This is a genomic window from Paraburkholderia sp. GW821-FHT02A12, assembly GCF_059422005.1.
Map to the genome: position 1 here is coordinate 330,307 of NZ_JBWKWA010000001.1, position 25,046 is coordinate 355,352.

General features: G+C 63.8%; 24 protein-coding genes. 19 read left to right on the forward strand and 5 right to left on the reverse strand.

Going from position 1 to position 25,046, the window contains the following annotated elements:
* Nucleotides 1-13: 13 nt before the first annotated feature.
* A complete protein-coding gene (locus AC07WT_RS01515) occupies nucleotides 14-973 on the forward strand; it encodes a D-amino acid aminotransferase (protein ID WP_494945806.1) in 960 nt (319 codons plus the stop codon).
* 28 nt (nucleotides 974-1,001) lie between these two features.
* Nucleotides 1,002-1,214, forward strand: coding sequence for a DUF493 family protein (locus AC07WT_RS01520; RefSeq protein ID WP_494948363.1), 213 nt, complete (start codon nucleotides 1,002-1,004; stop codon nucleotides 1,212-1,214).
* A gap of 6 nt (nucleotides 1,215-1,220) precedes the next feature.
* Here the strand turns inward: AC07WT_RS01520 and AC07WT_RS01525 are convergent, their stop codons facing one another.
* Nucleotides 1,221-2,189, reverse strand: a complete 969-nt coding sequence (locus tag AC07WT_RS01525) for a transcriptional regulator GcvA (RefSeq protein WP_494945807.1) — start codon at nucleotides 2,187-2,189, stop codon at nucleotides 1,221-1,223.
* Nucleotides 2,190-2,287: 98 nt separating this feature from the next.
* On the opposite strand from AC07WT_RS01525, the gene AC07WT_RS01530 reads away from it, so the two are divergent.
* The 6 genes from AC07WT_RS01530 (at nucleotide 2,288) to AC07WT_RS01555 (ending at nucleotide 7,499) form a co-directional block, all read left to right on the forward strand.
* Nucleotides 2,288-2,614: a DUF2917 domain-containing protein gene (locus AC07WT_RS01530; protein WP_492591864.1), complete on the forward strand. Its 327-nt coding sequence runs from the start codon at nucleotides 2,288-2,290 to the stop codon at nucleotides 2,612-2,614.
* A 95-nt stretch (nucleotides 2,615-2,709) separates the two neighbouring features.
* A complete protein-coding gene (gene lipB / locus AC07WT_RS01535) occupies nucleotides 2,710-3,435 on the forward strand; it encodes a lipoyl(octanoyl) transferase LipB (protein WP_494945808.1) in 726 nt (241 codons plus the stop codon).
* A 13-nt stretch (nucleotides 3,436-3,448) separates the two neighbouring features.
* Nucleotides 3,449-4,468 (forward strand): lipoyl synthase, encoded by a 1,020-nt coding sequence (gene lipA, locus AC07WT_RS01540; RefSeq protein ID WP_494945809.1) that lies wholly within the window; start codon nucleotides 3,449-3,451, stop codon nucleotides 4,466-4,468.
* 300 nt (nucleotides 4,469-4,768) lie between these two features.
* Entirely contained in the window at nucleotides 4,769-5,791 is a 1,023-nt protein-coding gene (gene tauA / locus AC07WT_RS01545; RefSeq protein WP_494945810.1) for a taurine ABC transporter substrate-binding protein, read from the forward strand.
* A 44-nt stretch (nucleotides 5,792-5,835) separates the two neighbouring features.
* A complete protein-coding gene (locus AC07WT_RS01550) occupies nucleotides 5,836-6,633 on the forward strand; it encodes a taurine ABC transporter ATP-binding protein (RefSeq protein ID WP_494945811.1) in 798 nt (265 codons plus the stop codon).
* Nucleotides 6,630-7,499 carry an ABC transporter permease subunit gene (locus AC07WT_RS01555; RefSeq protein WP_494945812.1) on the forward strand — a complete coding sequence of 290 codons (870 nt, stop codon included), beginning with the start codon at nucleotides 6,630-6,632 and terminating at the stop codon, nucleotides 7,497-7,499. Before AC07WT_RS01550 ends, AC07WT_RS01555 begins: the two co-directional genes overlap by 4 nt.
* Before the next feature lie 54 nt (nucleotides 7,500-7,553).
* Here the strand turns inward: AC07WT_RS01555 and AC07WT_RS01560 are convergent, their stop codons facing one another.
* On the reverse strand, nucleotides 7,554-8,237 hold the full coding sequence (locus tag AC07WT_RS01560) for an HAD family hydrolase (RefSeq protein ID WP_494945813.1): 684 nt from the start codon (nucleotides 8,235-8,237) through the stop codon (nucleotides 7,554-7,556).
* 212 nt (nucleotides 8,238-8,449) lie between these two features.
* Between AC07WT_RS01560 and AC07WT_RS01565 the strand changes: the two genes are divergently transcribed.
* Nucleotides 8,450-10,117, forward strand: coding sequence for a Na/Pi cotransporter family protein (locus tag AC07WT_RS01565; RefSeq protein WP_492591870.1), 1,668 nt, complete (start codon nucleotides 8,450-8,452; stop codon nucleotides 10,115-10,117).
* Nucleotides 10,118-10,183: 66 nt separating this feature from the next.
* Here AC07WT_RS01565 and AC07WT_RS01570 read toward each other — a convergent pair whose 3' ends face one another.
* Complete coding sequence (locus AC07WT_RS01570) at nucleotides 10,184-10,954, reverse strand: DeoR/GlpR family DNA-binding transcription regulator (RefSeq protein ID WP_494945814.1); 771 nt, start codon at nucleotides 10,952-10,954, stop codon at nucleotides 10,184-10,186.
* 197 nt (nucleotides 10,955-11,151) lie between these two features.
* On the opposite strand from AC07WT_RS01570, the gene AC07WT_RS01575 reads away from it, so the two are divergent.
* The 9 genes from AC07WT_RS01575 (at nucleotide 11,152) to AC07WT_RS01615 (ending at nucleotide 21,573) form a co-directional block, all read left to right on the forward strand.
* Nucleotides 11,152-11,484 carry a hypothetical protein gene (locus AC07WT_RS01575; protein ID WP_494945815.1) on the forward strand — a complete coding sequence of 111 codons (333 nt, stop codon included), beginning with the start codon at nucleotides 11,152-11,154 and terminating at the stop codon, nucleotides 11,482-11,484.
* 36 nt (nucleotides 11,485-11,520) lie between these two features.
* Nucleotides 11,521-12,306 (forward strand): glycerophosphodiester phosphodiesterase, encoded by a 786-nt coding sequence (gene ugpQ / locus AC07WT_RS01580; protein WP_492591974.1) that lies wholly within the window; start codon nucleotides 11,521-11,523, stop codon nucleotides 12,304-12,306.
* Nucleotides 12,307-12,419: 113 nt separating this feature from the next.
* Nucleotides 12,420-13,544 carry an ABC transporter substrate-binding protein gene (locus AC07WT_RS01585; RefSeq protein ID WP_492591873.1) on the forward strand — a complete coding sequence of 375 codons (1,125 nt, stop codon included), beginning with the start codon at nucleotides 12,420-12,422 and terminating at the stop codon, nucleotides 13,542-13,544.
* A gap of 105 nt (nucleotides 13,545-13,649) precedes the next feature.
* Complete coding sequence (locus tag AC07WT_RS01590; protein ID WP_494945816.1) at nucleotides 13,650-14,588, forward strand: ABC transporter permease; 939 nt, start codon at nucleotides 13,650-13,652, stop codon at nucleotides 14,586-14,588.
* Nucleotides 14,585-15,376 (forward strand): ABC transporter permease, encoded by a 792-nt coding sequence (locus AC07WT_RS01595; RefSeq protein ID WP_115099506.1) that lies wholly within the window; start codon nucleotides 14,585-14,587, stop codon nucleotides 15,374-15,376. The genes AC07WT_RS01590 and AC07WT_RS01595 overlap by 4 nt, the downstream gene beginning before the upstream one ends.
* A 19-nt stretch (nucleotides 15,377-15,395) precedes the next feature.
* The gene (locus AC07WT_RS01600) at nucleotides 15,396-16,466 is read left to right on the forward strand and encodes an ABC transporter ATP-binding protein (protein ID WP_494945817.1); all 1,071 of its coding nucleotides are present in this window, start codon (nucleotides 15,396-15,398) and stop codon (nucleotides 16,464-16,466) included.
* A 397-nt stretch (nucleotides 16,467-16,863) separates the two neighbouring features.
* The gene (locus AC07WT_RS01605) at nucleotides 16,864-18,144 is read left to right on the forward strand and encodes a dicarboxylate/amino acid:cation symporter (protein WP_492591876.1); all 1,281 of its coding nucleotides are present in this window, start codon (nucleotides 16,864-16,866) and stop codon (nucleotides 18,142-18,144) included.
* A 44-nt stretch (nucleotides 18,145-18,188) separates the two neighbouring features.
* Nucleotides 18,189-20,204 (forward strand): sensor histidine kinase, encoded by a 2,016-nt coding sequence (locus AC07WT_RS01610; RefSeq protein ID WP_494945818.1) that lies wholly within the window; start codon nucleotides 18,189-18,191, stop codon nucleotides 20,202-20,204.
* Nucleotides 20,205-20,220: 16 nt separating this feature from the next.
* Nucleotides 20,221-21,573 (forward strand): sigma-54-dependent transcriptional regulator, encoded by a 1,353-nt coding sequence (locus tag AC07WT_RS01615; RefSeq protein WP_494945819.1) that lies wholly within the window; start codon nucleotides 20,221-20,223, stop codon nucleotides 21,571-21,573.
* A 92-nt stretch (nucleotides 21,574-21,665) separates the two neighbouring features.
* On the opposite strand, the gene AC07WT_RS01620 is transcribed toward AC07WT_RS01615, so the two are convergent.
* Nucleotides 21,666-22,196, reverse strand: coding sequence for a TlpA disulfide reductase family protein (locus tag AC07WT_RS01620; protein WP_494945820.1), 531 nt, complete (start codon nucleotides 22,194-22,196; stop codon nucleotides 21,666-21,668).
* 282 nt (nucleotides 22,197-22,478) lie between these two features.
* Between AC07WT_RS01620 and AC07WT_RS01625 the strand changes: the two genes are divergently transcribed.
* The gene (locus AC07WT_RS01625; protein ID WP_494945821.1) at nucleotides 22,479-23,060 is read left to right on the forward strand and encodes a hypothetical protein; all 582 of its coding nucleotides are present in this window, start codon (nucleotides 22,479-22,481) and stop codon (nucleotides 23,058-23,060) included.
* Nucleotides 23,061-23,392: 332 nt separating this feature from the next.
* Here AC07WT_RS01625 and AC07WT_RS01630 read toward each other — a convergent pair whose 3' ends face one another.
* Nucleotides 23,393-25,027, reverse strand: coding sequence for a YifB family Mg chelatase-like AAA ATPase (locus AC07WT_RS01630; protein WP_494945822.1), 1,635 nt, complete (start codon nucleotides 25,025-25,027; stop codon nucleotides 23,393-23,395).
* Nucleotides 25,028-25,046: the final 19 nt, after the last annotated feature.

The following is a 25,046-nucleotide window of genomic DNA, read 5'->3' on the forward strand; positions in this document are numbered from 1 at the left end:
GAGCCTGACGCCGATGACCGCTGTTTCCGATGCTCCGCTCGACGCGATCGTCTATCTGAACGGCGAACTGGTGCCGTTGTCCGAAGCGCGCGTGCCGGTTCTCGACCGCGGTTTTATCTTCGGCGACGGCATTTACGAAGTCGCGCCGCTGTATGCGCACGCCAGCGGCCGCACACCGTTTCGCTTCGCACACCATCTGGCGCGTCTCGCGCGTTCGCTGGAGAAGATCGGCATCGTCAATCCGCTCGACGCCGCCGGCTGGCGCGCGCTGATCGAACGCGTAGTCGCCGCCAACGAAGCGGGTGGCGGCTTGCGCGCCGCTCAGGACGCGATCGCTTATGTTCAGGTGACGCGCGGGGTCGCGAAACGCGGTCATGCATTTCCGGTCGGCATCCAGCCAACCGTATTCGTGATGGTCAGCCCGCTGAACTTGCCGGGCGCCGCGCAGCGCACCCACGGCGTGCGTTGCGTAAGCGCCGAAGATCGTCGCTGGCTGAATTGCGACATCAAATCGGTGTCGCTGCTCGGCAATGTGCTGATGGCTCAGTACGCGGCGGAAAACGATGCGTTCGAAACGATCCAGTTTCGCGACGGCTTGCTGACCGAGGGATCGTCGTCGAATGTCTGGATGGTGAAGGACGGCGCGCTGTTTGCGCCGCCGCGCAGCCGGAAGATTCTCGAAGGTATTCGCTATGGCCTGATCGAGGAGCTCACGCAGGAGTGCGGCATCCGCTTCGAAGCGCGCGAGATTGCCGAAGCCGAACTGCGCGCCGCGGATGAGATCCTGGTCAGCTCGGCCACCAAGGAACTGCTGCCGGTCACGCAGCTCGATGGCCGGCCGGTCGGCAACGGCAAGCCGGGCGCGGTCTTTGCGGCGCTGTATGCGGCGTACCAGCGTGCCAAGGCAAAAGAAGCGCTTGAGGCGCAGCAAGGAGTGAACAGTGAATCATCCCGCGAAAGAATCATTGCTTGAGTTTCCGTGCGATTTTCCCATCAAGATCATGGGCAAGTCGCATCCCGAGTTCGCCGGGACCATCGTCGCGGTGGTGCGGCAGTTCGATAACGAAGTCGACCCGGAGCGTGTCGAAACGCGACCGTCCAGCGGTGGTAATTACACCGGTCTGACGGTCACGGTGCGCGCGACGAGCCAGGCTCAGCTTGACGATATCTATCGTGCGCTCACCGGTCATCCGATGGTGAAAGTGGTGCTTTAAGCGAAGTCACGGCGTGACGCGCAATGCGTCCACCGGCTGAGCGGAGCTTGCCGCGGGTCCTGCCGCGCAAGCCTGGTCGAAAAGCTGTTTGAACCGTTCCACTTCGTCGAATACCCAAGCGCGGAAAGCCTTGACCCGTGCGGTTTCGAGCATTTGCGGCGGGCAGATGAAGTAGTACTGCCACGGGCTCGGCCCATCCACGTCGAAGAGCCGCACGAGGCGGCCCGCTGCGATCTCGTGCATCGCGAGCGAGCGGCGCGTGAGCGCGACCCCCTGGCCGTCGATGGCCGCCTGCAGCAAATTCGACGAATCCTGATACAGCACCCCGCGCTTCGGCTCCGGCCAGTCGGTGAGGCCGGCGGCGTCGAACCATGGGCGCCACAATTCGTCGTCGGAGCGCAGCAGCGGGACCTTGGCCAGATCGGCGGGAACTTGCGGCAGCTTGCCGCCGTTGAAGTTCGGCGCACAGGCCGGAAAGAAAATCTCCTCCAGCAGCAGTTCCGAATGCAGCCCCGAATATTTGCCGAAGCCGAAGCGGATCGCCACGTCGACGTCGTCGCGCGCGAAGTCCGTTAGCGCGTTGGTGGACAGCAGTTCGAGATCCCACTGCGGATGCGCCTCGATAAAGCTGCCGATTCGCGGCGTCACCCAGCGCGCCGCAAACGACGACAGCATCGATACGACGAGGCGCCGCTCGCGATCGCCGGCGCGGATTTCGCGGGTGGCGTCGGCGAGCGCCATCAGCGCGGTGCGCACGCGGGTGGCATAACGCCGGCCGGTTTCCGTAAGACGCACGCGCTTGCCGTCGCGGGCGAACAGCGTGACCCCCAGCTCCGCCTCCAGCGCCCGGATCTGGTGGCTGACAGCGCCGTGCGTGACGAACAGTTCGTCGGCGGCGCGCGAGAAGCTCTCGTGGCGGGCGGCGGCTTCGAAAGCCTTGATGGCGTTCAGCGCGGGCAATTGCCTTAGGTCCATCGCAATATTTCTCACATAGAGGTGAAAATAGATCGTTTTGCGTAAACCCTTGCTACGCCTACGATTGTAGCCACGAAACGAATTTTGGCGAGGGCATCATGCGAGAAATTTCCTCTAGCATCGCGTTTGAAATCCGTAACGGCGAAACCGTACCCATGAAGGTGGCACGCAGCACCAGGCTGGTCGTGCACGGCGGCGCCGTATGGGTGACACGCAGTGACGACACCGAAGACTACTGGCTGCAGCCCGGCCACACGCTGCGGCTGCGGCGCGGCGAGCGCCTGTGGCTGAGCGCCGAGGGCAACACGCAAGCGAGGGTGGCGTTTTCGGTGCCGACACGGTGCGACGAGCGGGCGCTGAACTGGTTCGCGCGGGTCGGCGAACGGTTGGCGGCGCGGATGCGCGGTGGCTGGCGCACGGTTTGAGCCTCTTTTGAGCATAGACGGCGCCACGGCGGCGGGACGTGGCGCCGTGAGCACTTCCGGCGGGGATTGCCGGATTTCGGTAAACTGACGCCATTATGTGCGCCACCCCGGTTTCCCCGTCTCCCCCGCCCGCCACGGCGCCGCTCACGCTGCGCTGGCGCGGCAGCGAACCTTACGAAGCCAGTTTCGCCGCGATGCGCGCGTTCACCGACGAGCGCACGGCGGACACCCCCGACGAAATCTGGCTGGTTGAACACCCACCCGTCTTCACGCTCGGCCAGGCCGGCGACCCGGCGCATCTGCTGGCGGCCGACAGCGGCATTCCGCTGGTCAAGGTCGATCGCGGCGGGCAGATCACGTATCACGGGCCAGGCCAGGTGGTCGCCTATCTGCTGATCGACTTGCGTCGGCGCAAGCTGATGGTGCGCGAGATGGTCACGCGGATCGAGCAGGCCGTGATCGACACCCTCGCGGCGTATAATCTCGCCGGAGAACGCAAGGCGGGCGCCCCGGGCATCTATGTGGCGCCCGGGCCGGACGCCGGGCTGCACGCTGGCGCCAAGATCGCCGCGCTGGGTCTGAAAATCCGCAACGGCTGCAGCTATCACGGCGTGAGCCTGAATGTGGAGATGGATCTGCAGCCGTTTCTGGCCATCAACCCATGCGGCTACGCGGGGCTCGAAACAGTCGATATGGCGACGCTGGGCGTCGCTGCCGGCTGGGACGAAGTGGCCCGAACCTTTGCTGCATGCCTCACCGCAAACCTCGACGGCAGTCCCGCGGCCGTCGCCCAACCGCAGGCCGGTGCGCTCACCGCCTGACTGGACCGAACGAATGACTGACGTTACCGCGAACCTCGCAGCTTCTCCTGCTACCGCTACCGATGCCGTGCCGGCTGCCGCCGCTGGCACGGCTTACGACGCCACCGCGAAGCAGAAGGCGCAAGCCAAAACCGCCCGTATTCCGATCAAGATCGTCCCGATCGAAAAGCTGAAGAAACCCGACTGGATCCGCGTCAAAGCGGCCACCGGCAATTCGCGCTTCTACGAGATCAAGCAGATCCTGCGCGAACACAACCTGCACACCGTGTGTGAAGAAGCGAGCTGCCCGAACATCGGCGAATGCTTCGGCAAGGGCACGGCGACGTTCATGATCATGGGCGACAAGTGCACGCGCCGCTGCCCGTTCTGCGACGTCGGCCACGGCCGTCCCGATCCGCTCGATGCGGACGAGCCGGGCAACCTCGCTCGCACCATCGCGGCGTTGAAGCTGAAGTACGTGGTGATCACCAGCGTCGACCGCGATGATTTGCGCGACGGTGGCGCTGCTCACTTCGTGGAATGTATCCGTCAGACGCGCGAATTGTCGCCGGACACGCGCATCGAAATTCTCACGCCGGACTTCCGCGGCCGTCTGGACCGCGCGATCGGCATTCTGAACGCCGCACCGCCTGATGTGATGAACCACAACCTCGAAACGGTGCCGCGTCTGTACAAGGAAGCGCGTCCGGGTTCGGATTACGCGCATTCGCTGAAGTTGCTGAAAGACTTCAAGGCGCTGCATCCGAACGTCGCGACCAAGTCGGGTCTGATGGTCGGTCTCGGCGAAACCGAAGAGGAAATCCTGCAAGTGATGCGCGATCTGCGCGAGCACGACGTGGATATGCTGACGATCGGCCAGTATCTGCAACCGTCGGAGCATCATCTGCCGGTGCGCTCGTATGTGCATCCGGATACGTTCAAGATGTACGAGGAAGAAGCGTACAAGATGGGCTTCACGCATGCCGCCGTTGGCGCGATGGTGCGCTCGAGCTACCACGCTGATTTGCAGGCGCATGGAGCTGGGGTGGTCTAAGCGGTTTGGCTGGTTGGTCGGTTGAAAATACAAAGCCCGCACTTGTTGCGGGCTTTGTTTATTTGGGCCAGGTGCCGGGTTGAGGTGCTGGAGCCGCACCTCGACATCGACTCGAAGAATCAGCCGTCATCCGCTAGAGCGGATCCGCTGCACGCAGCAGCAACCACCCCTATCCAACTCAACACGAAAAGCAATGTTCGAACGGCGAGATTAGCAATCGCGGATTAAATGGAACCGCGCGCGCACAAACTCCCTATAGTCGAAAGCCTCCCAGACAACACCCACTGAAGGGGCTTCCCGATGAACCGCTTTCTCCGCCCGCTCGCCGCGTTCTCTGCGCTGCTCGCTCTGTCCGCGCCGTTTACCACCGCCGCGCACGCCGATAGCAAAGAAGTCGTGATCGCGTACCAGGACATGGTCGTGCCCTGGCGTTATGCGCAGGCCACCGGCGAAGTCGAGAAAGCCACCGGTTACAAGGTCACCTATCGCAAGCTCGGTAGCGGCGCCGACGTGATCCGCGCGCTAGCCTCCGGCTCGGTGCAGCTCGGCGAGGCGGGGTCGAGTCCGATCGCGGCAGGGTTGTCGCAAGGCGTCGATATTTCGCTGTTCTGGATTCTCGACAACATCAACGACGCCGAAGCGCTGGTCGCGCGCGACGGTTCCAACGTAACGAGCGTCGCCGGACTGAAGGGCAGGAAGATCGGCGTGCCGTTCGTGTCGACCTCGCACTTTCATACGCTGGTCGCGCTGCAGAACGCCGGCGTGAATCCGTCGGATGTGAAGATCGTCAACCTGCGCCCGCCTGAAGTCGCGGCAGCGTGGGCGCGCGGCGACATCGACGCGGCCTACATCTGGGACCCGGTGCTGGCGAAGGTGAAGAAGAACGGCAAGGTGTTGATCACGTCGGGGCAGGTTGCGCAGCAGACCGGCAAGGCGACCTTCGACGGCTTCGTTGTGGATCGAAAGTTCGCCAGTCAGAACGCCGAGTTCGTCGCGCGTTTCGTGAAGGTGCTGGCCGCGACCGATGCGAGCTATCGCGATCACACGTCGGCGTGGACCGCGGCTTCGCCGCAGGTCGAAGCCGTTGCGAAGGAGTCCGGCGCCGCCGCGCAGGACGTGCCGGCGAGCCTCGCGCTGTATGCCTTCCCGACACCGGCGCAGCAGGCTTCGAACGTGTGGCTGGGTGGCGGCGCGCAATCCGGCGCGGCGAAATCGCTGGCCGCCACCGCTGCGTTTCTGAAGGCGCAAGGCACGATTCAGAACGTGCTGGCCGATTACTCGTCCGGCGTCGATCCGCAGTTCGTGCAGCGTGCAGCGCATTGACCCGCAGGCATTGTTTCCCGTAAGCACGATGATAAGGATCGGCGATGAGCGGTCTTGAGATCAGGCGATTGCAGGTCGCCTATGAAGGCGAGCGCGGCGCGGCGCCGCACGTCGCGCTCGCCGACGTCGATCTGCGCATCGAACCGGGCGAGTTCGTCGTTGCGCTGGGGGCGTCAGGTTGCGGCAAGACGACCTTGCTGAACTGCATCGCCGGCTTCATTCAACCGACCGGAGGCGAGGTGCGGCTAAACGGCGAACCCGTGCTCGGGCCGGGCGCGGAGCGCGGCGTCGTGTTCCAGAAGTACGCGTTGATGCCATGGCTCGACGTGCTCGAGAACGTGGCGCTTGGCTTGCGCTTCCAACGTGTGCCGAAGGCGGAGCGCGAGCGTATCGCACGGCAGATGCTGGCGCTGGTGGGCCTCGAACAGCATGCGCGCTCGCGGGTCTATGCGTTGTCGGGCGGCATGCAGCAGCGCGTGGGCATTGCACGCGCGTTGGCGAGCGATCCACAAGTGCTGTTGATGGATGAACCGATGGGCGCACTCGACGCCATGACTCGCGAGTCGATACAGGAACTCGTACTCGACGTCTGGGGACGTACGCGTAAGACGGTGTTTTTCATTACGCACAGCGTCGAAGAGGCGCTGTTTCTGGCAACCCGTGTCGTGGTGATGACGCCAGGCCCTGGTCGCATCGCCGACAGCTACGACCTGCCGTTCGCGCGACGTTTTCTCGAGACACGCGATGCGCGCGCGGTGAAGTCGTCACCGGATTTCATCGAATGGCGGGAGCGGCTGGTGCGCCGTCTGCATGAACGGCACCGGGAGGAGGTGGCGTCATGACGGCTTCGCGCGAATCATTAGGCAATCTGCCGCTGGCCCGGGCGGGAGAGCCGTCGCGCAGGAATGCGCGCCCGGTACGCGGCTGGCGCTTGCCGGGCGAAGGCCCGCCCGCGGCGCTGAGCGCCGTCTCGGTGACGACGCTCGCGGCGCTGTGGTGGCTCGCCACACATCTGCACTGGCTGCCGCCTTTGTTCCTGCCGACGCCCGAAGCCGTTTGGGCCGCGTTTCTGGACGCGTGGCACGGACGCATTCAGGGCGGCCTGCCGCTCTCCCAGCATCTCGCATGGAGCGCGCTGCGCGTGTTCGGCGCCTTCGCACTGGCGGCGCTCACCGCAGTGCCGATCGGTCTGCTGATGGGCGTGAGCCGGGTCGCGCGCGGCTTGCTCGATCCGCCGCTGGAGTTCTACCGGCCGTTGCCGCCGCTCGCGTATCTGCCGCTGGTGGTGATCTGGTTCGGCATCGACGAGACGGCGAAGATCGTCGTGATCTATCTCGCCTGTTTCGCGCCGATCGCGATGGCCGCGCGTGCCGGGGTGCGCAGCGCGACCATTGAACAGATTCATGCGGCTTATTCTCTCGGCGGCCGCTTTGGGCAGATCGTGCGCCACGTGGTCTTGCCGGCGGCGTTGCCCGAGATTCTGACGGGCTTGCGTATCGCGATCGGCTTCGGCTGGACCACGTTGGTCGCCGCCGAGATGGTCGCCGCCACCGCGGGACTCGGGCAGATGGTGCTCAATGCATCGAGCTTTCTACGCACCGACGTCGTGGTGATGGGCATCGTGCTGATCGGACTCGTCGCGTGGCTGTTCGATCTCGGCATGCGCGCGCTGGAGCGGCGGCTGGCGCCGTGGAAAGGGCGCGTCTAGCCGCGGCGGCTCATGCCTGCGTGGCCGCGTGCGCAGGGCAACCCGGAGCAATCATCAGGCAAACAGTTCGATCACCGGCCAGCCGCGTTTCGTGGCGATGTCCCGCAAGCGAGGATCGGGATTGGTCGCGACCGGATGCGTGACGCGCTCCAGCAATGGCACGTCGTTGATCGAGTCGCTGTAGAAATAACTCCGCGGAAAATCCTGCAAACGATGGCCGAGCGAGGCCAGCCAATTCTCGGTGCGGGTGATCTTGCCTTCGCGGAAGGTGGGTACGCCGACTGCGGTTCCGGTGTAGCGCGCCAAAGGATCGCCGCCTTCCGTGCCGAGCTCGATGCCGAGCAGATGTTCGAAGCCGAGCGCCTTACCGATCGGCATGGTGATGAACACGTTGGTCGCAGTCACGATGCAGCACAGGTCGCCTGCTTCGATGTGACGTTGCACGAGTTCGCACGCTGCCGGCACGATCGCCGGCGTAATCACCTCACGCATGAACTGGACATGCCACGCGTCGAGCTGCTCGCGCGAATGGCGGGCGAGCGGCGCCAGCGTGTAGTCCAGATAGGCGGCCATATCGAGCGTGCCGGCTACATATTGCCGGTAGTAGCCGTCGATTTCCTCGGCATGCCGCGCAGCGCCTTCTATCCCTAATCCAGCGATGAAATGCGCCCATGCCTGATCGCTGTCGAGCGGCAGCAGCGTGTGGTCCAGGTCGAACAGCGCAAGGTTGCGGCTCATCGGGATTCCTCGGCATCAGGTGGTGGAGCGGACTGGTGCGCTACCGATCCCGTCGGTGCACAGCAATCCACGGCTTTGCGCGAGCGTATATTTAAAAGCACAAAATTACAATAAGGCAAAAATGTGCAACACTGCTGTCATACGCCCCGGGTGCCGGTTCGCACGGCATGCGGTTCGGGTCATGGCAGCAGGAACGGAACGCGTAGTGCCTTATGCTGATTCTCCTTAACCTTCTAGCCGGTGTTGCGCTGCTCGTATGGGGCTCGCACATCGTACGCACCGGCATCCTGCGGGTCCTCGGCGCCGATCTGCGCAGCGCGCTCGGGCGCAGCACCAGCAGCCGCTGGCGGGCCTTCCTTTCCGGCGTCGGCGTAACGAGCCTCGTGCAGAGCAGCAATGCAACCGCGGTGATCGTCACGTCGTTTACGGCGCAGGGTCTCCTGCCGCTCACCAGCGGCCTCGCCATCATGCTCGGCGCCGACGTCGGCACCGCGTTGATGGCGCGGGTGCTGACACTCGATCTGTCATGGCTGTCGCCGATCCTGATTCTGTTCGGTGTGCCGTTCTTTTTGTCGCGCAAGCAGACACGCGTCGGCCAGATTGGCCGCACGCTCATCGGGCTCGGCTTGATCCTGCTGGCGCTGCACCTGATCGTCGCGGCCGCACAGCCGATGATGCAAGGCGCCGGCGTGCGCGTGATGTTCGGCGCGCTGACCGGCGACACCATGCTCGATGCGCTGGTCGGCGCGGCATTCGCGATGCTTTCCTATTCGAGCCTCGCGGCGGTATTGCTGACCGCGACGCTCGCGTCGTCCAGCGTGATCTCGTTGAAGGTGGCGTTGTGTCTCGTGATCGGTGCGAATCTCGGCAGCGGCTTGCTGGCGCTTATCGGTACTGTCGCGCAAAACGCGGCGGCGCGGCGTCTGGCGTTGGGCAGCCTTGCGTTCAAGCTGGCCGGCGCACTGCTGATCCTGCCGTTCACACCGCTGCTCGCGCGCGGCCTGCCCGTGCTGATCGCGAATCCGCGCGAAGCCGTAGTCAGCTTTCACCTGATCTACAACACGCTGCGCTGCTGCGCGTGTCTGTCGCTGATCGATCCGGTGGCGCGCATTTGTACGCGCGTGTTGCCGGACCGGCCGCAGCCGAACGGCGAACTGCGTCCGCTGCATCTGGATGCCGCGGCGCTTTCCACGCCGGCTCTCGCGCTCGCGCATGCCGCGCGCGAGGTGCTGCGCATCGGCGACATCGTGCGTACCATGCTCGACAACGTCGCGGAACTGATCCATCGCAACGATCTCGACAAAGCGCGCGAAACAATCCGCATGGACGACGACGTGGACGAACTCTATACCGCGGTCAAAACCTATCTGACGCTGATCTCCCGCGAGCAGCTCGACGCGGCCGACAGCCGCCGCTGGACCGACATCATTTCGCTGACGATCAACCTGGAGCATGCGGGCGACATCATCGAGCGGATCGTGAGCGATATCGAGGAGAAGAAGATCGCGCACCGATTGTCGTTCTCCGAGGAAGGGCTGGGTGAACTGGACGACTTGCAGACGCGTCTCGTCACCAATCTGCAACTCGGGCTATCCGTGTTTCTGAACAACGATCTGCGCTGCGCGGAGCGCTTGCTGGCGGAGAAGGAGCGTTTTCGCGATCTGGAGCGCGCGTATTCATACAAGCATCTGGACCGGCTCGCGGGGCAAAGCTTGCGCAGCATCGAGACCAGCGCGTTGCATCTGGATCTGATCAGCGACATGAAGCGGCTCAATTCGCTGTTCTGCGCCACCGCCTATCCAGTACTCGACGCTGCCGGCGCGCTGCGCGACACACGCTTGCGCAAGCGCGTGCTCGACACGATGCATGTGAGGGAATAGGCCGCTCGCCGGCTGTCGATCGCCGGCGCGGCGCGGTTCACAGGCCACCCGCGCCCACACGAAGCGCTAGGCCAGAACGATCTCTTCCAGCTTCCTTTTCAGCGATGCGAAGTCGGCGGCTTCGGCCGCCTTTTTGTTGGTGATCAGCACGTCGATGCGATCGACCGGACAGTACGAAATCCGGCTGCGCTGGCCGATCTTGCTGTAGTCGGCGAGGATCACCACGCGGTCCGCGTTGGCGACCATGGCGCGCGCCACTTCGGTTTCGCCGTGATCGTAATTGGTCGCGCCGTGCCGGTGATCGATGCCGACCGGCGACAGCAGCGCCATGTCCGCACGATAGCGCTGGATGTCGAGCACAGTGGTGGCGCCGGTGGTTGCCATCGCGCGATCGCTGATCGAGCCGCCCAGCAGGATGACTTCGTTGGCCGCTTCGGCTGGCTCGGCGGCGCCGCGCATTTTCAGTGCGACGTCGATCGAGTTGGTGACGATCGTCAGGTTCGCCAGTTTCGCCAGTTCTTCGGCTAGCGCCGCGGTGGTGGTGCCCGCGTCGATGAACAGCGTCTGGCCGCTGACGATCAGGCCGGTTGCCGCCTTGGCGATCGCTGTCTTCGATTTGACGCGCATGTGCGCACGCTCGGCGATCGGCGCTTCGTCGGCGGGTTTGATCGCGCCGCCGTGCACGCGCCGCAACTCACCGAGCGCTTCGAGATCGAGTAAATCGCGCCGCACCGTTTCGCGCGATACACCGAGGTCCGCCATGATGCGTTCGGTCGACACACGTTGAAGCGTCGACAGCAAAGCGCGAATTCTCTGATGGCGGTCTTCCTGCCACATGCAATTTTCCTTGGATGCGAACGCGCGTTCACGGGGCTTTGTTTCAATCACTACATCGTTGGCACGGATGTGTGTCCAGACGATGTCAAGCGTACTACTTTAGCCGAATTGTGTTGTATTTTTTTGGTAGCTTGCAAGTTTGTGTATTTGACCTTAGCCTTCGCAGATCGGACGCCCGCGCCTATTTCGAACGCGAAATGTTCGCAAAGGAATTGGAATGTCCTGTTTCGAGCATTTTGCGGCGTTTCTTGGCAATTTGTTTGGTCTGTATCGTTGCCATAATGGATCGTGGGATTCATCGGCCGAACGATTTGCCGATGCACGTGGCGCCGCTGGAACGCTGCACGATTCGTCATCCTGATGATGAAACTGCCGATGCCGGTGCCGTCGAGGCATTGGACGTGTGGCCAGCTATCGCAGCGTCATCCATTCGCGCGATACTACGCGTGGGATTCGCGCGTGAAGGCTGCACGCAACAGCGATCGTCATGGCGGCAGTGGCAGTTGAAAGCGTGTCTGGAGCCTATTTAAACCGCTCTATCGGGAAGGTGGCGAGACGTGGAAAACGTGGGGAACGGGACTGATCGCGCTATATCCGCAGACTGGCCGTATCCGAGGCTGGTCGCGCATCGCTGCGGCGGCACGCTGGCGCCGGAGAACACGCTCGCCGGTTTCGACGCGTGCATACGCTACGGCTACCGCATGGTCGAATTCGACGCCAAGCTTTCCGCCGATAACCAGCTTTTTCTGCTGCACGACGACACGCTCGAGCGCACCACCAACGGCCACGGCGCAGCCGCCGGGCACACGTGGCAGCAACTCGCCGGGCTCGACGCTGGCGCCTGGTTCGGGCCGCAATTCGCCGGCACGCGCCTGCCGACACTCGCCGAAGCGGCCGAGCGCTGCGCGCGCGACGGCATCGCTGCCAACATCGAAATCAAACCGTGTCCGGGCCGTGACGAGATCACCGGGCGTCTGGTGGCAAGCGGCGCGCTGACGCTTTGGCAAGCTCGGACGCCGCCACTGCTTTCGTCGTTTTCTTTCGACGCGCTCGCCGCAGCGCGCGACGCGGCGCCTTCACTACAGCGCGGCATGCTGTTCGAGGATGTGCCGGCAGACTGGCTGCGCATCGTGCGCGAACTGGACTGCGTGTCGTTGCACGCGAGTCACCGGCATCTGACCGAGCCGCTGGTCGCCGAGATCCACGCGGCCGGCTTGCGCGTGCTGGCCTATACGGTGAACGACCCGGCGCGCGCGCGGCTTCTCGCGCAGTGGGGCGTCGACATGATTTGCACGGATCGCATTGATAAACTGGACCACGACATGTTTTCCGCACCGGCGAATCCGGGCTGAGCATGGCGTGGGCGCGTGAATCCAGGCATGCACAAACAAGCGCAAGTGCGCCCACAGAACTCGCATCAGAAATTTTCCAAACGTAGCAATTTCGGCAGAGGATGGGGAAGACCATGAACCGTACCGCGTTAGTTCGCGCGTTAGCACGCTTACTCTCGATGTCCGCCGCTGCGGGTGTTGCCGCAGCCGGTGTGAGCAGCGCTTCGGCCGCGCCGCTCGACGCACTGATCGCCGCCGCCAGGCAGGAAGGTCAACTGACCGTGATCGCGTTGCCGCACGACTGGTGCAACTACGGTCAGCTGGTCGCCGGCTTTCAGAAGAAATACGGCATCAAGATCAACGAGCTGAATCCGGATGCGGGCTCGGGCGACGAAATCGAAGCGATCAAGGCGAACAAGGGCAATAAAGGTCCGCAAGCGCCTGACGTGATCGACGTGGGCTTGTCTTTCGGTCCGAGCGCGAAGGCGGAAGGTCTGTTGCAGCCGTATAAGGTCGCATCGTGGAACTCGATTCCCAAAGAGTCGAAAGATGCTGACGGCTACTGGTACGGCGATTACTACGGCGTGCTGTCGTTCGAAGTGAATGCCGACATGATCGACAAGGCGCCGGCCGACTGGAGCGATCTGCTCAAGCCGGACTATAAGAACGCCGTTTCGCTGGCAGGCGACCCGCGCTCGGCCAACCAGGCGATCCAGGGCGTGTTCGCCTCAGGCTTGTCGCAGAGCAAGGGCGACGTGAGCAAGGCCGATAAAGCCGGCCTCAAATTCTTCGCCGACCTGAACAAGAGCGGCAACTTCGTACCGGTGATCGGCAAGGCCGCGTCGCTCGCGCAGGGCACCACGCCGATCATCGTGCGCTGGGACTACAACGCGCTCGCCGACCGCGACACGCTGAAGGGCAATCCGAAGGTGCAGGTGGTGATTCCGAAAACGGGCGTTGTCGCTGGTGTCTACGCGCAGGCGATCAGCGCCTATGCCCCGCATCCGAACGCGGCCAAGCTGTGGATGGAGTACCTGTATTCGGACGAAGGTCAGGTCGGCTGGCTGACCGGTTATTGCCACCCGATGCGCTACAACGAAATGGTCGCGGCGAAGAAGGTCCCGCAAGCGCTGCTCGACAAACTGCCGCCGCCTTCGGCATACAAGAATGTGGTGTTCCCGACGTTGTCCCAACAGGACGCCTATAAGGAAACCATCACGAAGCATTGGGACGAAGCGGTCGGCGCGAACGTGAAGTAAGCGAAGCAACGCTGCGTCCAGGCGCAGCGCGCGGTGTTGCCGGCGGCGCGTCGCCCCAGTTGGGCGGCGCGCCCGGCGTTAGTCAGAAAGCCCCAAGGGTGAGCTATGAGCGCTTCATCGGATGCTGGATCGGTACAGCCGGAATTGCTGGTTCCGACTGTGCCCACGCCGGCACCTCGCATCGACGGTCCGGGCCGCGCGTCGCAGTTCCTGAACTGGATCGGCGTGGTGCCGTTTTTCACCTTCGCGCTGTTGTTCCTGATTTTGCCGACCGGCTTTCTGATGGTCGGCGCGTTCCAGGATTCGCAAGGCCACTTCACGCTCGCCAATTTCCGCGGCCTGTTCCAGCCGGGCGTGCTCGACGCTTACTGGATCAGCTTCAAGGTGAGCGCCGCGTCCGCGCTCGGCGGCGCGGTGATCGGTTCGCTGCTCGCGTGGGCGGCGGTGCAAGGCAAACTGCCGGGCTGGATTCGTCCGACCTTGATGACGTTCTCCGGCGTCGCGTCGAATTTTGCCGGCGTGCCGCTCGCGTTCGCCTTCATCTGCACCTTGGGGCGCGTCGGTCTCGTCACCGTGCTGCTGAAGAAATACCTCGGCTTCAATCTGTACTCCACAGGCTTCAGCATCCTGAGCTTCTCCGGTTTGACGCTGACTTACCTGTACTTCCAGATTCCGTTGATGGTGCTGATCGTCACGCCCGCGCTCGACGGCCTGAAGCGGGAATGGCGCGAAGCCTGCGATTGTCTCGGCGGCACGTCGTATCAATACTGGCGCTACGTAGCGTTGCCGGTGCTGTGGCCGAGCGTGCTCGGCGCCACCTTGCTGCTGTTCGCCAATTCGTTCGGCGCGGTCGCCACCGCTTATGCGCTGACCGGCAGTTCGCTGAACATCGTCACGATCCTGCTGTACGCACAGATTCGCGGCGACGTGATGCATAACCAGAACCTCGGCTACGCGCTCGCGCTCGGCATGGTGCTGGTGACGGGGCTGTCGAACGGCGGCTACATCTGGCTGCGTTCGCGCGCGGAAAGGGGGCGTCGATGAAAAGCCAGTCTCGTGTGGGCGCGTGGACCGCGATGATCGTCGGTTCGCTGTACTTCCTGATTCCGTTGATCGCGACCTTCGAATTCAGCCTGCGCATGAAGCGCGGCACATACAGCTTCGAGGCGTACAGCGTCGTGCTCGCCGATCCGCGTTTTCAGGCCTCGTTCGGTTATTCGATTCTGATGGCGGTGCTGACGATCATCATCGGCGTGCTGCTGGTGGTGCCGACTGCGTACTGGGTGCAATTGCGGCTGCCGAAGCTGCGGCCGGTCGTCGAGTTCATCACGTTGTTGCCGCTGGTGGTGCCGGCGATCGTGATCGTGTTCGGCTATCTGCGCATCTACAACAGCAGTTCGATTCTGCCGCTCACCAGCAATGAACGCGCGACCGACTTACTGCTGGTGCTCGGCTATGTGACGCTGTCGCTGCCGTACATGTACCGCGCGGTGGATGCCGGTTTGCGCGCCGTCGACGTGCGCTCGCTGACCGAAGCCGCCGAGTGTCTCGGCGCGAACTGGCCGACGATTCTCTTCAAGGTGATCTTTCCGAATATCCGCTCGGGCATTCTGTCCGGCGCGTTTCTCACCTTTGCCGTGGTGATCGGCGAATTCACGCTGGCGAGCCTGCTCGACCGGCCCGCGTTCGGACCGTATCTGCAATTGATCGGCGCGAACCGCGCGTATGAGCCGTCGGCGCTTGCGATCATCGCGTTCGTGATCACGTGGGCGTCGATGGGTTTGATTCAGGTATTCGGCTCGGCCCGCGCAATGAGCGGCCAGAAAATTTGACGGACTGAGGCAGCGAATCATGGCATTCCTTGAGATCGAAAATCTGCACAAGGCGTTCGGGGCGAACACGGCGCTGCACCACTTCGACATGCAGATCGAACGCGGCGAGTTCATCACCTTTCTCGGGCCGTCCGGCTGTGGCAAGACCACGGTGCTGCGGATGATCGCCGGCTTCGAAACGCCGACGCGCGGCGTTATCCGGCTGGGCAACAAGGACGTCACGCATTTGCGCACGCGTCAGCGCAAGGTCGGCATGGTGTTTCAGTCGTATGCGCTGTTTCCGAACATGACGGTGGCCGAGAACATCGGCTTCGGGCTGAAGATCACGCACCGCCCGCAGGCGGAGATCAGCCAGCGCGTCGAAGAAATGCTGCAACTGATCAAGCTGCCGCATCTCGGCGGGCGCTATCCGTGGCAGTTGTCGGGCGGGCAGCAGCAGCGCGTGGCCCTGGCGCGCGCGCTGGCCGGCAAGCCGCAGGTACTGCTGCTCGACGAGCCGCTCTCCGCGCTCGACGCGAAAATCCGCATTTCGCTGCGGCAGGACATTCGCGCGTTGCAGCGCGAACTCGGCATCACGTCGATTTTCGTCACGCACGACCAGGAAGAGGCGCTGTCGATTTCCGACCGCATCGTCGTGATGAACGAGGGCCGTGTCGAGCAGATCGGCTCGCCTTCGGAAATCTATAACTATCCGCGCACGCGCTTTGTCGCGTCGTTCGTCGGCACGCTGAACATTCTGTCCGGGCATGTGGTCGATCCGGCGGCCGGCACGATGGCCGTCGACGGCCAGCAGCTGACCACCACTCAGGAATTGCCGCCTGACGACGCCGGCAAGAAGCGTCTGCTCGCGTTGCGGCCCGAGGCGATCGTGCTGGAGCCGGCCGCGCCTGGCCGCAACACGCTGAATGCGACGGTGGAAGAGGTGAACTTCCTCGGCGCGGTGGTGCGCATCAGAGCGCGTGTGAAGGACGCGGTCATTTCGCTCGACGTATTCAACGACCCGAATCGCGGTTTGCCCGAACGGGGGCAGCCGGTGTCGCTGGGTTTCTCACATGAGAACCTGCTGGTGCTCGAAGAAGGCGGCGCATAAAAGCTGGGCGGCAGTGCCTGAAGTGAGCGAAGGGCGCTGCTGAAAAGTTCTCGGGGTTTTCCCGAGGTCGCCGCCTCGATGCATTCTGGATTCCCCGACAGCCCTCGTCCGGATTTCCGGAATCCCGGACGGCGCGCGCGCGAGCGCACAAAAAACCCTATATAAATCAATGTTTTATATCGTGCTTCAAGCTGGCATCGACCTTGCGAAATAGATCACGCGGCCGCAACGGTCCGACAACTAAAGCAAGGAGACAACGATGTCTGATTTCCCTTCCCGGTATTTCTGAATTCGTCGTCTTGTCGCGGCCTAATGCCGTGCACAGGCGTGACGATCATTCGTTCGCATGATGCGCAGCGTGGCAGGCCATGGGCTCATCCACATCGCAGGAAACATCGTGAAGAAACCAATCTACAAAGTGCTATACGTCCAGGTGATCGTGGCGATCATCATCGGTATCGCGCTCGGCCACTACTACCCGAACCTCGCCGTCGACATGAAGCCGCTCGGCGACGGCTTCATCAAGCTGATCAAGATGGTGATCGGGCCGATCATCTTCTGTACGGTGGTGACGGGCATCGCCGGCATGGAAGACATGAAGAAGGTCGGTCGGGTCGGCGGCAAGGCGCTGCTTTACTTCGAAATCGTCTCGACCTTCGCGCTGGTGCTCGGCCTGATCGCCACGCACGTGCTGAAGCCGGGTGTCGGCTTCAACATCGATCCGGCCACGCTCGACAGCAAGGCGGTCGCTTCGTACGCCGCCAAGGCGCACGGCCAGAACACGGTCGACTTCCTGATGCACATCATTCCGGACACAATCTCGTCGGCTTTCGCGCAAGGCGAAATCCTGCAGATCCTGCTGGTCGCGCTGCTGTTCGGCGCGGTACTGGCAACGGCGGGTGAGAAGGGCAAGGTCGTGACGAACTTCATCGACGGCATCTCGCACGTGCTGTTCGGCATCGTGCGCATCATCACGAAGCTGGCGCCGATCGGCGCGTTCGGCGCGATGGCGTTCACGATCGGCAAGTACGGCATCGGCTCGCTGCTGCCGATGCTCAAGCTGATCGGCACGTTCTATCTGACCTCGATCGTGTTCGTGGTGGTCGTACTCGGCATCATCGCGCGGGCGGTGGGCTTCAACATCCTGCGCTTCGTCGGGTACATCAAGGAAGAAATGCTGATCGTGCTCGGCACGAGCTCATCGGAAGCGGCGCTGCCGCAATTGATGCTGAAGCTCGAAAAGCTCGGCTGCTCGCGCTCGGTGGTGGGCCTCGTGGTGCCGACCGGTTACTCGTTCAACCTCGACGGCACCAACATCTACATGACGATGGCCGTGCTGTTCATCGCCCAGGCCACCAACACCGACCTCACGTGGACGCAGCAACTCACGCTGCTGGCTGTGACGATGCTGACCTCGAAGGGGGCGAGCGGCGTGACCGGCGCAGGCTTCATCACGCTGGCTGCGACGCTTGCCGTGGTGCCGACCATTCCGCTGTCAGGCATGGTGCTGATTCTCGGCATCGACCGCTTCATGAGCGAATGCCGCGCGCTGACCAATATCGTCGGCAACGGCGTGGCGACGGTGGTGGTGTCGGCATGGGAAAAGGAACTGGACCGCTCGAAGCTGAACGCTGCGCTGCGTGGCGACGTGCCGGTCAAAGAGCCGGCTGGCGTCTAAGCCGCGACCACGACGACCACGACTACGACCGCGGACGCCAACGTATGAAACGGGCGGCCGCGCGCCGGCAGAGTTTGCCGTCGGCTGAACCTTCCGCCGACGGCGCGTCACCTTATGCCCGCTCGCCTTATGCCACAATAACCGATCACCACCGATCGGGAATTGCCAACGTGACGCGCCGCCTGCTGATCCTCTTCGCGCTCGTCGCCGGGCTCGTGGCGGCGTGCGGGCTCACCTACAGCATCGCGTGGCAGCGCGGGATCGACAGTTTGCGGCACAACGCCGCGGTGCGTGTCGACCGCACCGCCAGCGCGCTGAAAAGCACACTCGAGCGTTACGAGTCGCTGCCTTATCTGCTCGCTGAGCATCCGATCGTGCAGGACGTGCTGGTCAACCCCAGTCCAGCCAACGTCGAGCGCGCCAATCTCTATCTCGAAGACCTCAACCGCCACGCGCGGGCGACAGTCACGTACATCATTCCTCTTGACGGCTATTGCGTCGCCGCGAGCAACTGGGACGGGCCGGGCAGCTTCATCGGCGCGGGCTATCAGTTCCGGCCGTATTTTCTCGATGCGATCAAGGGCGGCGTGGGCCGCTTCTTCGGCATCGGCACGATTTCGCAGGCGCCGGGCTACTACATTTCGCAGCCGGTGCGGCGTGACGGCAGGATTGTCGGGGCGGCGGTGGTCAAGCTCGATCTCGAGTGGTTCCAGGGCGCGGATGCGTCCGAGCCGCTCGTCGTCACCGATGACCACGGCGTGATCTTTCTGTCGTCGGTGCCGGCGTGGAAATATCACACGATACGGCCGCTGTCGGGCCGGGTCGCCGATTCGATTTACCAGGCGCGTCAATACGCGCAGCAGCCGATTGCGCCGCTGCCGGTGACGATCGAGCGCACGCTCGAAGGCAATGCGCAGATCGTGCGCATCGGCGGCGGCCGCTATGCGCCGCGCTATCTCGCGTCGCGGCGCGGCATGGGCGAGCCGGACTGGCATCTGGTCACGATGTCGCCGGTCGATCCGGTCGACGCTGACGCGCGCAACGCGACCATCGTCACCGGTTTCGGTTATGTCTCGCTGGTGTTGCTCGCGTTCTACTGGAGAATGCGGCGCGCCCGCGTGCGCGAGGTGATGCGCAGCCGCGCGCTGCTGCAAAAGGCCTATGCGGAACTGAACCGGCGGGTTGCGGAGCGCACCGCGGACCTGTCGCAGGCGAACGAGCAATTGCACAAGGAAGTGGCCGAACGCACCCGCGCCGAACAGGAACTGCGCGCCGCGCACGACGAACTGATACAGGCGAGCAAGCTCGCCGCGCTCGGTCAGATGGCGGCCGGCATCACGCACGAATTGAATCAGCCGCTCGCGGCGTTGCGCGGTTTCTCCGACAACACGCGTGTACTGCTCGAACGCGGCGATCAGGCGTCGGCGCGCGAAAACCTCGAAGCGATCGCGGCGCTCACCGAGCGCATGGGCAAGATCACCAATCAGTTGAAGCTGTTCGTGGGCCGGGCGCGGCCCCGCAATGCGCGCGCGCCGATCGTGCGGGCGTTGCGCAACGTGATCGCGCTGCTGCAAAAGCGTTTGCAGGGTGTCGAAGTCGAGTTCGCGCTGCTCGATACCGGCAGCGGCACGCGCACGCTCTTGAATCTCGCCGACGATCATCCGCAGCTGATCGCGAATTGCGACGATCTGCGGCTCGAACAGGTGCTGATCAATCTGCTTGGCAACGCGCTCGACGCGACGGCGGGCATGACGCCGCCGCGTATCTCCATCGAGATCGAAGTCGCCGATGCGACCTTGTCGTTCGTCGTGCGCGACAACGGCCACGGCATTCCCGACGACGTGCTGCCGCGTCTTTTCGAGCCGTTCTTCACTACGAAGGAAATGGGCCAGGGGCTGGGGCTCGGCCTTGCGATTTCGTCGTCGATTGCGCGCGATTGCGGCGGCACGCTGGTCGCGCGCAATGCGCCGGACGGCGGGGGGGCACTATTCGTGTTGACGCTGCGCCGCGTGCGCGTGCAAACGAGCCAAACATCGGACCCGCTTACGACGGGTTCCTGAATCAGACGAGAACAACATGTTGAATCACGGCTTGCAAGTGCTGTATATCGAAGACGACGAACTGGTGCGCCGCGCCAGCGTGCAGAGCCTGCAACTGGCGGGCTTCGACGTGGTCGGTCATGCGTCGGCGGAAGCGGCGGCCAAAATGATCAGCGCGGATTTCTCCGGCGTGATCGTCAGCGATATCCGCCTGCCGGGCGCGAGCGGTCTCGATCTGCTCGCGCAGTGCCACGAGCGCGCGCCCGACGTGCCGGTGATTCTGGTCACGGGCCACGGCGACATTTCGATGGCCGTGCAGGCCATGCGCGACGGCGCATATGACTTCATCGAGAAGCCGTTCGCCTCCGAGCGTTTGATCGAGACCGTACGGCGCGCGTTGGAGCGCCGCACGCTGGTGCTGGAGAACCTCGCGCTGCGCCGCGAACTGGCCGGACAGAACTCGGTGGCGCCGCGCATCATCGGCCGCAGTCCGGCGATCGAGCAGGTGCGGCGGCTGATTGCGAATGTCGCGCCCACCGATGCGTCGGTGCTGATCAACGGCGACACCGGCGCGGGCAAGGAACTGATCGCGCGCAGCTTGCACGAACTGTCGCCGCGGCGTGACAAGCCGTTTATCGCAGTCAATTGCGGCGCGCTGCCGGAACCGATGTTCGAGTCGGAGATGTTCGGCTATGAACCGGGCGCATTCACGGGCGCGGCAAAACGGCGGATCGGCAAGCTCGAACACGCGTCGGGCGGCACCTTGTTCCTCGACGAAATCGAGAGCATGCCGCTCGCGTTGCAGGTCAAGCTGCTGCGTGTCTTGCAGGACGGCGTGCTGGAGCGGCTCGGCTCGAATCAGCCGATTCGCGTGAATTGCCGCGTGGTCGCCGCCGCGAAGGGCGATATGGCCGAGCATGTCGCGGACGGCTCGTTCCGGCGCGACCTGCTGTATCGGCTGAACGTGGTGACGATCGCGCTGCCGCCATTAGGCGAGCGGCGTGAGGACATCGTGCCGCTGTTCGAGCACTTCCTGCTGGATGCGGCGGTGCGTTACCAACGCCCCGCGCCGATTCTCACCGACCGGCAACGCGCGAGTCTGATGCAGCGCGACTGGCCGGGCAATGTGCGCGAGTTGCGCAATGCCGCCGACCGCTTCGTGCTCGGCATCGCCGACGATCCTGTGATGTCGTTCGCCGATGACAATGCGGCGACTCAACCGCTCAAGGAGCGGGTCGAGCAGTTCGAACGGGCGGTGATCGCGGAAGCGCTGGAGCAGACCGGCGGCGTGGTCGCGGTCGCGGCAGACAAGTTGCAGCTTGGGAAAGCGACGCTTTACGAGAAGATCAAGCGATATGGCCTGGCGGCCAAAGGGGAAGGGGAGCGGTAAGAATCTGAAGCGCCGGCGGCGAGGCGATGCGCGCCGGCGGCGTCTGCGTCTGGATCGATATGGATCAGTCTGGCTCGGGAAACGCTACGCGGTCAGGCTGCGTTCAGCGCTTTTTGGAGCAGTTGGTCGAGTTCCGCGAATTGCGGCTCGCCCACATAACGCTTGAGAATCTTGCCGTTCTTGTCGACCACGAAGGTGGTTGGCGTCAGTTGGACGTTGCCGAACTGCTTGGCGGCCGAACCGTCGTCCATGGCAACCTTGAACGGCAACTGGCGCGTTTGCGTGTAATTCGTCACGTACATCGGCGCGTCGTAGTTCATCGCGACCGCGACGAATTCGAGCCCTTGGCCTTTGAAGCGGTTATAGGTCTGGATCATCTGCGGCATTTCCTTCATGCAGGTGTCGCAACTGGTCGCCCAGAAATTGACGAGATAGACCTTGCCCTTCAGATCGGCGGTCGAGACTTTCTGGCCGGACAACAAGGTGAAGGTCGCATCGGGCACGCGCTGCTGGCCGGCAAAGGCGAAATAGCCGGCAATGGCGACCGCCGCGGCGACGACTGCCATGATGATGTAACGAAGCGGACTCGCGCGCCGGGCGGCGGTGGACGGGGTGGAGCTCATGAACGGAACCTCGAGAGTCGCGCGGAACGCGCGGGACAGTGCGTCGGCTTGGGTTTGGGGCCCGAAATGCTTACCGGCGCTATTGTAGCGCCAATAGCCTCGACCCGGCTGTGCGGCAGGACGCGGACCGGGAGCGGATAATGGAGTTTTCCGTTCTCGTCAGTCCGATCGTCTGTTCCCATGCTCCGAACTGCTTTTCGTTTTCTCGCCCGCTTTCCGCTTTGCAGCCCGGTTTGCAGCCCGCTTCGCCCTTCCGATAGCCGTTCCTCTCGCCAGTCTCTGGTGGGTCGCCGTCCAGTCGCTCCCGCTTCGCGCTTGCGGCGCGCGCGCGCCGCGCTCGGCACGGCGGTCTGCGCGCTGGCGCTGGGCGGCGCGCTGACAGCGTGCTCGCCGACCTTCGACTGGCGCACCGTCATGAACAACGACAACGGCTACACCGTCGACTTGCCGGCCAAGCCTGGCAACGATCAGCGCCCGGTGCAGATCGCCGGCCAGTCGATGCAGATGGCGATGCAGACGGCCGAGGCCGGCGATGCCGTGTTCGCGGTCGGCACGGTGATGCTGCCGAACGACGATCCGCAGATCCAGCGGGCCGCGCTCGAATTCCTGCGCGCCGGCCTCGCCCGCAACGTGGGCGCCGCGCCAGATGCGCACGCCGTGCAGATCCCGCTCGCCGCAGGCGGTCAGGTGCCAGGTCTGGAAATGAAGCTAAGCGGCGAGGCCGGTTCGCAACACGAAGCGCGCACCGTCTACGCGCGTCTGGTGGCGCGCGGCCGGCACGTCTATCAGGCTGCGATCATCGCTGCGAAGCCGCTGCCGCAGGAACAGGTCGACCAGTTTTTTTTGTCGTTCCAGCTTTATTGACAGCGGGAGTTTTGGCCCATCCGGTGCGTGATTACCGGCTGGGCACAGTGAAAGTTCCTTCGCAGCTTCGCTCGCTAATTGCTGGTTTACATGGAGGTTTTCCGGTTACCCACAGGCGCTGTGGATAACTATGTTGAAAACTCTTTGCCGTTTGTCGCAGATGCCCGTCTGGTGGGCATTCTGTTAGTTTGCGCGTGCGTGGGGCAATCGAAAAAGATCAATAAAATCAAAGCTTTTTATGCTTTGGCTCAGGCGCACCTTTCAGATGTATCAAAATCTGTGCGGAACGCGCGTGTGTGAATAAGTCAAGTCTTGACAGCGTTTTTTTCGCCTCATACGGAGCCAAAAGCGCGCCGATATTGGATCGCTTCACCGATCTGTGCGGCACTTGGCGCAGCTGCCCCGGCGAGGTCGGCGATGGTCCGGGCCACTTTCAGGACCCTGTAGTAAGCACGCGCTGACCAGCCGAAGCGCTCGCCTGCTTCGCGCAGCAAGGCTTCACCGGCTGCGTCGGGCCGGCACACGTCGTCAACTTCGCGCCCGCTCAGTTCTCGATTGGTTTTGCCCTGGCGTGCCAGTTGCCGCGCCCGCGCCGCGCTCACCCTTTCCGCTATCGCCGCGCTCGGCTCCGCGGTCACTGCCTTGCGCGCGGACAGTTCAGCGGGTGCCAGCGCGGGAATCTCGATCTGAATATCGATCCGGTCGAGCAGCGGGCCCGACAGCTTGCGCAGATAGCGTGCCGCAATCTCCGGCGTGCAGCGGCAACGGCCGTTGGGATCGCCGCGCCATCCACATGGACAGGGATTCATTGCGGCGATCAACTGGCAGGCCGCCGGGAAATCCGCCTGCAACGCCGCGCGCGAAATAGTGATACGGCCCTCTTCGAGCGGTTCGCGCAGCGTTTCCAGCACGTGCCGATCGAATTCGGGCAGTTCGTCGAGAAACAGCACGCCCAGATGCGCTAACGTGATTTCGCCGGGCTGCGGCGGATTGTGTCCGCCGACCAGCGCCGCCGCGCTCGATGAGTGATGCGGCGCGCGAAACGGCCGTTGCCGCCACTGGGAGGGCGTGAAGCCAGCCCGGCTGGCGGACAGCAAGGCGGCGGAGCTGAGCGCTTCATCGTCGGTCATCGGCGGGAGCAGGCTTGGCAGGCGCGCGGCGAGCATTGACTTGCCCGCGCCGGGCGGTCCCACCATCAACACGTGATGGCCGCCCGCGGCGGCGACCTCGAGTGCGCGGCGCGCGCCGCGCTGGCCGATCACGTCGGCCATGTCCGGGACCACGGCGGGCGCGGTCCCGGCCAGGTCGGGCGCGGCGACAGGATAGAGTTGGGCGTCGGCCGCTCCGGCCAGATGGGCGCACAACGACGGCAGATCGGCGGCGCCGTAGACATCGACGCCGGGCACGAGCGCGGCTTCTGCGGCGCTGGTGGCCGGAAGATAAAGCTGTGCGGTCGGCTGTGCCGGCGTCCCGGTCGCGGACCGCTCGCTCGCGGTCATAGAGGCGGCGCTGGAGGCCCCGTTGGGCGCACTGCGAGGGGCGCTGTGAGAAACGCTGCTATGAGAGGCCGCGCTGCGCGCCGTCCCGCAGGCCATCGCAAAAGCGCCGCGCATAGGCCGCAGCGCGCCGGTCAGGGACAGCTCGCCGGCAAATTCACGGTGCAGCAACGATTCCGCCGGAATCTGCCCGCTTGCCGCGAGAATGCCCAGAGCGATCGGCAGATCGAAGCGGCCGGACTCCTTCGGCAAATCGGCCGGAGCGAGGTTGACTGTGATACGCCGGACAGGGAAGTCGAAGCCGCAGTTCTGCAGCGCCGCGCGCACGCGCTCGCGGCTTTCGCGCACTTCCAGATCAGGAAGGCCGACGATGGAAAAAGAGGGTAATCCGTTCGCGAGGTGAACTTCGACGGTTACTTCAGGCGCGCGGCCAGAGGCCGGCGCGCGACTGCGCACCACGGCAAGCGACATGTTTTCTCCCGTCGGACGG